This window comes from Desulfobacter sp. UBA2225 (genome assembly GCF_002348205.1).
GTDB lineage: Bacteria > Desulfobacterota > Desulfobacteria > Desulfobacterales > Desulfobacteraceae > Desulfobacter > Desulfobacter postgatei.
The window spans coordinates 1-8,033 of sequence record NZ_DDYV01000127.1 but is presented as its reverse complement, the minus strand read 5'-3'; the positions used below and the strand labels follow the sequence as shown (position 1 = coordinate 8,033).

The window sequence follows — 8,033 nt, the reverse complement described above, 5'->3', positions numbered from 1 at the left end:
TTTCTTAAGTCAACGGCATTGACTGCGGGGTGTTCCATCAATGCACTTTCTACTTCAAAAGGTCCTACCATATGCCCTGACGTTTTTATGATATCATCGGCACGCCCGACAAACCAGAAGTAGCCATCCTCATCTTTATAGGCCAGGTCACCTGAGATATACCGGCCGCCTTTAAAGCATTTGTTATATTTTTCCTCATTATGAAGGTATGCCCTGAACATTGAGGGCCATCCCGGTTTTAAGGCCAGGTCTCCCTCGGCTCCGGGTTCAATTATTTCCGTTACACTACCGTCATCTTCTACTTTTATTATCGACGCTTCAATGCCCGGAAGAGGCCTGCCCATTGATCCTGGTTTAACTGTTTGTGATATCAGGTTTGAGATCATGATACCGCCTGTTTCGGTCTGCCACCAGTTATCATGAATCGGCATTTTAAGTTTTTCCAGGCCCCACAGTACGGCTTCTGGATTTAACGGTTCGCCTACGCTTTGAATCAGGCGCAGCTTTGAAAGATCGCATTCAAGTGTCGGTTCGGATTCGATCCTCATCAGACGCCTGATCGCAGTCGGAGCCGTGTACCATACGGTAACTTTTTCATCTTGTAAAATGCTATACCATCTTTGGGCATTGAACTCTGCTTCATCTACAATATTCGTTACCCCATGCAGCCACGGGGCAATGATGCCGTATGAAGTTCCGGTCACCCAGCCAGGATCGGCCGTGCACCAGAAAACATCATCTAAATGCAGGTCCAATACATATTTTCCACTCATCCAGTGCGTATAAAGCGCCTTGTGAACATGAACGACTCCTTTTGGCATTCCTGTGGTTCCGCTGGTAAAATGAAGTATAGACATATCCTCGGGATCGGTGGGCTCGATCTCAAACTCATCGGAAGCCTCTTTTAAAAGGCGAGGCAGTGAAAGAATTTTTTCACTTTGGTCATATTGCTCATCTATTACTAATATATATTGAAGATCGGGAAGCTGGTCCATAATAGGAAGTATCTTTTTTTCAAAGAGTTTCTTTGTGGTCAGAAGTGCTTTTGCATCACCGCGGAGCATCCGCTGTAAAATAGGCTCGGGTCCGAATTGTGAAAAAAGAGGGCAGATCACATTTCGGTTTTTTAAGATTCCTATTGCTGCAATGTAGAGCTCGGGTACTCTTGGCGAGAGGGTAAATATTCTTTCGCCCTTTGCAAGTCCCAGAGATCTTACGACATTGGCGAATTTAGCCGTCTCTTTTTTCATTTTAGCAAAGCTGAACTCTTGCTTTTGGCTGTTTTGGCCAAGCCAGACCAAAGCGGTTTTATTTGCCAGTTTTGAGTTGGCATGGTGGTCTATCGCTTCATGGGCGATATTGAGCCCTCCGCAGGGCAGTCCTTCAAATTGTTCGCCTATTTTTTCCCATTCAAAAGATTTTTTCTCTTTTTCATAGTCGATCAGGTTCGGGGTAACTTTAAGATCAGATATATTTTTTTCGATCCAATTCTTTTCCATTTTTTTGTCCTTTGAAAAGTCCGGATTAAATAATAAGTATATTCAATCAATACCTTCGCCACTAAGCAGCCTTTTTCTTCCCATGAATCCGTCCTATCACGGGAATCTTCTCACATAGCTGCACAATATTAATCGGTTTTGTGTTTTCAGGAAGTATTTTAAATACGTCCTGTGCATAACGAAGCCCGTGATGATGGGCTTTCAGGTCAAGAACACTTTCTTCGTCGGATATCACCAGCATTGCCTGGGAAACATTGACCATCCACAGGGATAAATTGGCAGCATTGAGGAGTGATTGTTCTTTTACAACCATGAAATCCTCAAGCCCCAGTGTTGTTTTGCATCACGAAAGTTAAATTCAATCTGGAATCTCGTACGATAATAGTCAATGTTATTTTTCCAGTCAAGTTCAAGATCGGTGCTAAACAGATTGCAGGGCAGAAAAGATCAAAGATACCATTGGACTTGCTGAAAATATTAGAGCAGAATTTTTAGGGATCTTACGCCGAGCCTTTTATAAAAGCTCGCTTTTCAGGCAGCGGTGCCGGGCACAACATCTTGTGCCTCTTCTCTATTCTGTCGGGGAGGATTATACATTAATTTTTGAATTAGCCGGTTTTTTATTTTAAATTAAAGTTTAACGTAAAATAGCAGTCTGTGGGCATGCTGTCAAGGGACGCATCATAATTCTATGCGAGCTGATCAGCGAGCCTTAATCTTCTGTTTTCTGTAGATAAAATACACGACACAGCCAATAATTATAGCCAACGGTTCTTTAGCCCAGAATAAAAAGGAATTTAACAGGGTATAAAATTGATTGCTGCAATTTTCGACAGGGGATGTTTAATTTCCAGTAAATTGATTCTTGGCGTTTCAATGCAGGCACAATATGTGGTGGTCGGATGATTTCCTGAAAAGAGTTTAATCATACCATTAGTCAACTCCTCAGGAAAATTCGAATCGGTAGGAATTGAAAAATGGGCGATACATGTAATATTGCTCGCCGGTTTGATGATTTGAAAGGTGTGGAAGTACAGGGATAGTCTGGGGGTCTCATAAGCCTAAAAAACAGACCTTTTCCTGAAGGTAGTCTTTACCTTAAATCCCTCGGTTTAATCTGCCCAATTTGATATTTCAGATCACCAATAACAAAAGTAGTCAACGCCTTTACTGGTAAGGGTTGCACCCCACATAAATAGACACATTGTGGGGCCTCTAATTCCTCAACATCTCCGGTTTGACCGTAGCATGTTTCTTGTTTGAATTGAGTAAACTGTCCCCAGAATACCGTCCCCAGAATACCACAGCCGCCATTTATAATAGAGGCGCTCATAACTTATGCCCAGAAGGGCATACAAAACAAAAGCAGTTAAATTCTCTGGGATATCCGGCTTCCCAGAACCCTTCCGGCCATGGCGTATACCATGGTCAGAACCGGGCCGGACACCCCGGTGATCACCCTGGTTCTTTCAGGCATTATCACAGGTTCCGTGTTTGCCTCTCTGGTGGGCCTGATTCATTATCAACGCCAGGAACATGATCAATTTGAACCTTAAATTATGAGACCAAGAAGTGATTCTCAATCGGTAACTACAAATAGAGTCTCAATGAATGCGTGCTAAAAAAAGAAGTTGCATTTGGGTCATAGCTATACTACTTTCTCAAAGAATGATTCAAATCATATCAAACAAGGAGTTTTTAATCATGGCTAATAATAAACACATACCTGTCCCCGAAGATACCAAAGCATTTATCTGTGCCAATTGCGGTGCTGTTTCATTGGATTCAAATAATATCTGCAAAGTCCAGGGCATGGGGAAAAAAGCTGACTGGTGCGGCGTAAAAGGCTCCAAACCTCCCAAAACATGCCATAAGAAAGAACACAATGATAGATGGCAATGTCAAAAATGTGGACAGACCGCGGTAAATCCCATGCTGCTATGCGATCCGATAAAAATAGAGGAGACTTAAACCAATCATTTGTATCCATTCACCCTGTAAATGGATACAAGCATTTAATTCCATCCTCAAACAAAAGACAGGACGTCCGAGAAGAGATTCATTGATGGAAGTTTTACACCCACAAAAAGGGGGGATTTTGTCGGCCCTATAAAACGAGATAAAGAGACCAAGATCCTGGCAATCGCAGACGCTTCTGCTTTTCCTTTCGCCATTGACATACAAAGCGCTTCACCCCACGAAGAGAAACTGGTTGAATCTACAGTTGATAAACGCTTCCTGAAAAAGCTTCCAGAGCACATGATAGGTGACAAGGCCTATGACAGCGATATATTAGATGAGCGTCTCTGCAGACAACATGGTATGGAACTGATTTCATCTCATAAAGCAAATCGTAAGAAGCCCAAAAGGAGATCGAAATATTGAAACATGAAGATGATGCAGAGATCATTGATCTGTATTCTTTTGATGAATCCGGCGTTACCGGTGTACCTGAAATTCCATATGCCTGGCTGGATGAAGATGAGCCCACTTGATTCCGAGTGGAAAAACCTTAAGAATCAAGACTTTGGGATTTTTAGGTAGGCAGAATGACTTTATTTTCTTAATATAAAATTATATTTGTCTATGTGCTTATGGAAAAAAGCCAACAAAAAAATGTATTGGAACTATAGTTCAGGCCAAATGACTCGATACCAAAAACGAACATTAAAACCATATAAAAACAAAATCTTATAGCTCAAAAACAGTATCAGGTCATGTGACCTGAACTATAATATCACGATGCGAACAAAACGCGGCAAGATAAAAAAGACAGGAGCTAAATATGCAGAAAATTCATGAAAAATTATGGCATAGTCTGTCATTAACGGATGTTGTTTCCGAACTTGAATCTCACGAATCAAAAGGGCTCAGTGATCAGTTGGCTAAGGACCGCGCGGCACAGTTTGGGCTCAATGAACTTACACGCGCTAAAGGACAGGGGGTGGTTATCCGGTTTTTGTTACAATTAAAACAGCCCCTTGTCATTATACTTCTGGCGGCGTCCTTAATTACTCTGTTTCTGGCAGAATATGTCGATGCCGGGGTTATCTTTGCCGTAGTCATTGTCAATGCCATTATCGGTTTTATCCAAGAGGATAAAGCAATGAAGGCTATCGAGGCACTGTCCCGCGCCATGACCAGTGAAGCTACAATCATAAGAAATGGAGAGAAAAAACGAATCCAGGCTGTGCAAATCGTTCCCGGCGATTTAGTCCTACTGCAATCCGGCGATAAAGTACCGGCCGATCTTCGATTGATCCAAACCAGGGAACTGCAGATAGATGAAAGCGCCCTGACTGGAGAAAGCGTACCTGTTCAAAAAGAAAAGGCCGTGCTAAATTCAGACATGGCCATCGGTGATCGACGAAACATGGCTTATTCCTCGACTTTGGTAACTTTCGGCACCGGCCGTGGTATTGTTGTTGCTACCGGTGACAGCACAGAGATTGGTCGAATCAACAAGCTTATTGCAGCAACTGATGTTCTCGAGACCCCACTGACCCGAAAAATCCATGACTTTTCCGGTATTCTGCTTTATGCCATTCTGGCTATGGCCGCCTTCACCTTTGTGATCGGTTTGGTGCGTGGTCAGCATTTAGTTGATATATTCATGGCTTCAGTGGCGTTGGCAGTCGGTGCCATTCCTGAGGGTCTGCCCGCAGCCATAACCATTACGCTGGCCATAGGTGTGTCCCGGATGGCAAAACGTAACGCCATCATCCGAAAACTTCCCGCAGTAGAAACATTAGGCTCTACAATGATAATCTGTTCGGATAAAACAGGAACCCTGACCCAGAACCAGATGACGGTTCAAGATATCGTGGCCGCCGGACATCGCTATGCGATATCCGGCGTCGGTTACCATCCTGAGGGGGAAATTACACCTGGGGAAAACTCATTTGATACCACAGCCAACATGTCGCTTCACGCCCTTTTGAAAGCTGGTCTGCTGTGCAATGACTCTGCACTTAAGAGGGACGGTGAAAGATGGCGGGTGGAAGGCGATCCCACGGAGGGCGCCTTGATCGTATCCGCCATGAAAGCAGGGTATGACCCCAGTGTTCTGGAACAGGAAATGCCACGGCTGGATACGATTCCGTTTGAGTCTGCCCGTCAGTATATGGCGACCCTTCACGATCAGGGTGAAGGAAAGCCCCGATTGCTTTTTGTCAAAGGATCAATTGAAAGCATCTGTTTTGATTGTGTCACAATGATGGGACCGGACGGCGAACCTGATGTTCCAACGCAAGGAGCTGTAACGGACTGGGTGGAATTAATGGCTGACAAAGGCCTGAGAGTACTGGCTTTTGCCCAAAAAGAGATGCCTCCTGACACCACCCGCATCACCCATGCCGACGTGGAAGAGGGTCTTCTTTTCATTGGCCTACAAGGGATGATTGATCCACCCCGACCAGAAGCTATCGAAGCGGTCGCTGCCTGCCAAACGGCTGGAATCCGTGTAAAAATGATCACCGGTGATCACGCCGTCACTGCCGGTGCCATCGCACGTCAAATCGGACTTTGCGGTGACACCTGTTCATATCATACCCGAGAGGTGTTGACTGGCCTTGATATTGGCCAACTGGATGATGAACAATTGACAGAGACTGCGGATGATACAACAGTGTTTGCCCGTGTGTCACCGGAACAAAAGCTGCGGCTGGTAGAGGCCTTGCAGAAGAAAAATTATGTGGTGGCCATGACCGGCGATGGGGTCAATGATGCCCCGGCCTTACGCAAGGCTGATATCGGTGTGGCTATGGGTATTGCAGGTACCGAAGTGGCCAAAGAATCGGCTGATATGATACTCACTGACGATAATTTTGCTACCATTAACGCCGCTGTGGAAGAAGGCCGCGGGGTGTTTGACAATCTGATTAAATTTATTACCTGGACCCTACCAACTAACGGCGGTGAAGGTTTGGTTATTCTTGCTGCCATTATGCTTGGAACTAAGCTGCCTATACTGCCATTGCAGATCCTATGGATTAATATGACCACAGCCCTATTATTGGGGCTGATGCTGGCTTTTGAACCTAAGGAGAGCGGCATTATGGTACGCCCGCCGAGAGATCCGTCTATGCCGATATTAACAGCACCTTTAATTAGACGAATTGTCATGGTCAGTTTACTGTTTGTGATAGGCAGCTTTGGCTTTTTTGAACTTGAACTTGCCCTGACTGATGGTAATGAAGATCTGGCCCGTACCGTGACCGTTAATATGTTTGTATTTGGAGAGATGTTTTACCTTTTCAACTGCCGTTCCATGACCCATCCGGTCTGGACGCTGGGACTGTTCAGTAATCCACTGCTCTGGGCCGGTGTGGGTATCATGACTTTAATGCAGATGCTCTATACCTATCTGCCGGTTTTTAACACCATTTTTCAGAGCGCTCCAATGGGGCAGAGGCAATGGGGGCTTGTCTTGTTAAGCAGTCTGATGATCTTCGTTGTGGTTGAAATTGAAAAAAAAATCAGTCGCAAAAGTATTCAAATCAAACAATAGCCTGATTTAGAGCCTGTTTAAAAATTAGGGTATCGAAGCGAAATCTCATGAAAATGAGAATCAATTTTCACAAATTTTCTGTTAATAGCCGGACTATTGGCATAAAATTTGGGGGAATTGGGGCCATTCTCATGAGATTGCAGCCGATTCATCAATTTTTAAACAGGCTCTTACAATACCTTCGCCACTAAGCAGCCTTTTTCTCCCCATGAATCCGTCCTAAGACAGGAATCTTTTCAAATAGCTGCACAATATTAATCGGTTTTGTGTTTTAAGGAAGTATTTTAAATATTTTAGAAATCTTACGGCGAGCCTTTTGTAAAAGCTCGCTTTTCAGGGAGCGGTGCCGGGCACAACATCTTGTGCCCCTTCTATATTCTGGCGGGAGAGGATTATACATTAATCAAATTCCCATTCCGAAGACTTAACTGCTCAATTTAATACCGGATAAAGTTGACCGAGCCGGTATGATTGAAGATGTTATGCGCCAACAATTGTCACGTTGATTTTTCTGGTTCTGGGCCCGTCAAATTCGCAAAAAAAAAGACTTTGCCAGGTACCCAGGACCAGATTTCCATTTTCAAGGGCAACGGTTTCAGACGGTCCGAACAGGGTTACCTTTATGTGGGCCGCTGAATTGCCTTCCATATGTTTATAGTTGTCATCAAAAGGAATCACTTTGTTGATGCAGGATAAAATATCCACAGGCACTGCCGGATCCGCATTTTCATTAATAGTCACAGCACCTGTGGTGTGCATGGAAAAGACATGCACAAGTCCGTTGCGTATGCCGGATTGCCGGACAATGTCCCGGACCTGGGCGGTAATGTCCATCATCTGGGTCCTGGCCCCGGTTTTAATTGAAAACTGCATCTGTCTATTAATCCCCCCTGATTCGCTTTTAATTTACATTTCCAGGGCGGTTTTTACAATGTTGTCCACGGAAAAACCAAACTCTTTAAGTACCGTGCCGCCCGGGGCTGATGCGCCGAACCGTTCAATGCTGATGCATTTACCCTGGCTGC

Annotated in this window: 7 protein-coding genes; 3 read left to right on the top strand and 4 right to left on the bottom strand. The window is 44.4% G+C overall.

Annotated elements, in window-relative coordinates; translation table 11 throughout:
• The 3 genes from acsA to B3D59_RS06875 form a co-directional block, all read right to left on the bottom strand.
• On the bottom strand, window positions 1-1,499 hold a 1,499-nt coding region (gene acsA, locus B3D59_RS06885), incomplete at its 3' end, for an acetate--CoA ligase (RefSeq protein WP_286818587.1).
• Window positions 1,500-1,560: 61 nt separating this feature from the next.
• Window positions 1,561-1,812 (bottom strand): hypothetical protein, encoded by a 252-nt coding sequence (locus B3D59_RS06880; protein ID WP_286818586.1) that lies wholly within the window; start codon window positions 1,810-1,812, stop codon window positions 1,561-1,563.
• Window positions 1,813-2,592: 780 nt separating this feature from the next.
• A complete protein-coding gene (locus tag B3D59_RS06875; protein WP_286818585.1) occupies window positions 2,593-2,832 on the bottom strand; it encodes a hypothetical protein in 240 nt (79 codons plus the stop codon).
• Between the two features lie 79 nt (window positions 2,833-2,911).
• On the opposite strand from B3D59_RS06875, the gene B3D59_RS06870 reads away from it, so the two are divergent.
• From B3D59_RS06870 to B3D59_RS06860, 3 genes are all read left to right on the top strand, one after another.
• Window positions 2,912-3,055 (top strand): hypothetical protein, encoded by a 144-nt coding sequence (locus tag B3D59_RS06870; RefSeq protein WP_286818584.1) that lies wholly within the window; start codon window positions 2,912-2,914, stop codon window positions 3,053-3,055.
• A gap of 148 nt (window positions 3,056-3,203) precedes the next feature.
• Window positions 3,204-3,470 (top strand): hypothetical protein, encoded by a 267-nt coding sequence (locus B3D59_RS06865; protein ID WP_286818583.1) that lies wholly within the window; start codon window positions 3,204-3,206, stop codon window positions 3,468-3,470.
• 814 nt (window positions 3,471-4,284) lie between these two features.
• Window positions 4,285-7,008 (top strand): cation-transporting P-type ATPase, encoded by a 2,724-nt coding sequence (locus B3D59_RS06860; RefSeq protein WP_286818582.1) that lies wholly within the window; start codon window positions 4,285-4,287, stop codon window positions 7,006-7,008.
• A gap of 480 nt (window positions 7,009-7,488) precedes the next feature.
• On the opposite strand, the gene B3D59_RS06855 is transcribed toward B3D59_RS06860, so the two are convergent.
• Window positions 7,489-7,881, bottom strand: coding sequence for a secondary thiamine-phosphate synthase enzyme YjbQ (locus B3D59_RS06855; protein WP_286818581.1), 393 nt, complete (start codon window positions 7,879-7,881; stop codon window positions 7,489-7,491).
• Window positions 7,882-8,033: the final 152 nt, after the last annotated feature.

Bases quoted from the DNA above. Each gene is read 5' to 3' on its own strand.
- B3D59_RS06880 (WP_286818586.1), bottom strand. From the start codon at position 1,812: ATGGTTGTAAAAGAACAATCACTCCTCAATGCTGCCAATTTATCCCTG.
- B3D59_RS06855 (WP_286818581.1), bottom strand. From the start codon at position 7,881: ATGCAGTTTTCAATTAAAACCGGGGCCAGGACCCAGATGATGGACATT.
- B3D59_RS06860 (WP_286818582.1), top strand. From the start codon at position 4,285: ATGCAGAAAATTCATGAAAAATTATGGCATAGTCTGTCATTAACGGAT.
- B3D59_RS06875 (WP_286818585.1), bottom strand. From the start codon at position 2,832: ATGAGCGCCTCTATTATAAATGGCGGCTGTGGTATTCTGGGGACGGTA.
- B3D59_RS06870 (WP_286818584.1), top strand. From the start codon at position 2,912: ATGGCGTATACCATGGTCAGAACCGGGCCGGACACCCCGGTGATCACC.
- B3D59_RS06865 (WP_286818583.1), top strand. From the start codon at position 3,204: ATGGCTAATAATAAACACATACCTGTCCCCGAAGATACCAAAGCATTT.